The 1,438-nt window shown below is 40.6% G+C and carries 1 protein-coding gene; it reads left to right on the top strand.

The window, feature by feature from the left end; all coding sequences use genetic code 11:
• The first annotated feature begins 54 nt into the window (after positions 1-54).
• Positions 55-1,403 (top strand): IS3 family transposase gene (locus MOF34_RS20785; RefSeq protein WP_268401595.1). Its coding sequence is split into 2 segments (ribosomal slippage): positions 55-499 and positions 499-1,403, totalling 1,350 coding nucleotides; the frame shifts between segments, so codons are not numbered across the junction.
• The last annotated feature ends 35 nt before the right edge of the window (positions 1,404-1,438 follow it).

Below are 1,438 nucleotides of genomic sequence, written 5' to 3'. Positions count from 1 at the left end.
TGAAGTGCACCCCAAATTTTAGACACAGTCTAAAATTTGGAGGTGCTTTTTCTTTTGGCTAAATTTAAAAACGAAGAAAAAATCAACGCGGTCTTACGCTATATAAACGGCAACGAGAGTTTGCTTGGGATCGCAAATCATATTGGAGTGCATAAAAGGGTACTCCAATATTGGGTAAGAAAATATCAATATCACGGTGAAAAAGCGTTCTTAAAGTCATATACAAATTATCCAGTCCAATATAAACTAGACGTACTTGACTATATGAATGAACATGGGACGTCTATCTTAGAAACAGCTGCGATATTTAATTTGCCTTCTGACTCAACGCTTTGGAACTGGCAGCACGTAGTACAAACACAAGGAGCAGACGCCCTCAAAACAAAGAAAAAGGGGCGTCCGTCCATGAAAAAGAAAACAGGAAAGCAAGCACCAGCTATAGGATCAATAGAAGCATTACAGGCGGAAAACGAACGGTTGCGTATGGAGAATGAGTATTTAAAAAAGTTGAATGCCTTAGTTCAAAACAAGGAACAATCACCAAACAAGACAAAGCGCAAGTAGTCTATGATTTAAGGCATAAGTATCCGGTGAAAGCACTTCTCAGGCTCGCAGGTATCCCACGCAGCACCTACTATTACTGCGTAAAGCATTTTGATCGCCCTGATCGAGATGCCGACATAAAAAAGATGGTTCAACTTATTTTTAAAGAACATCAAGGCCGGTATGGATACCGCCGTATTCGTGATGAACTAAAGAATCGGGGACGAAAGGTCAATCACAAGAAGGTGCAGCGCATCATGAAAGCCCTCGGACTAAAATGTATGATTCGAAAGAAGAAATATCGTTCATATAAAGGAACAATCGGCAAAGTGGCGCCTAACATTCTAGCGCGCAACTTTAAAGCTGAAAAGCCAAATGAAAAATGGGTCACGGACATGACGGAGTTCAAATTATTTGGGCAGAAGCTGTACGTATCGCCCGTATTAGATCTGTTTAATGGTGAGATCATTACCTATACGATTGGTTTAAGGCCTGTTTATTCTCTTGTTTCGGTGATGCTTGATCAGGCATTCAAGCATTTGAAAGATGGGGACAAGCCCATTATGCATTCCGACCAAGGCTGGCATTACCAAATGAAGCATTATAGGCAAGCCTTAAAAGAACGCGGGATTACACAAAGCATGTCCCGAAAAGGCAACTGTTACGATAACGCAGTGATCGAGAATTTCTTCGGCATCCTAAAGTCTGAATTTCTGTACCTAAAAGAATTTGAAAGTATCGAACACTTAAAGCAAGAACTTGAACGATATATTGACTACTACAATCAAAAACGAATAAAGGCAAAACTAAAAGGCATGAGTCCGGTACAATACCGAACTCATGCCTCAAGAACTGCCTAATGAAAACCCGTGTCTAACTTTAGGGGGTCACTTCA

Source organism: Bacillus sp. T17B1 (assembly GCF_026796395.1).
GTDB lineage: Bacteria > Bacillota > Bacilli > Bacillales > Bacillaceae > Bacillus > Bacillus spizizenii_A.
The sequence above is the reverse complement of the archived record's forward strand: the minus strand, read 5'-3'. Positions and strand labels throughout refer to the sequence as shown.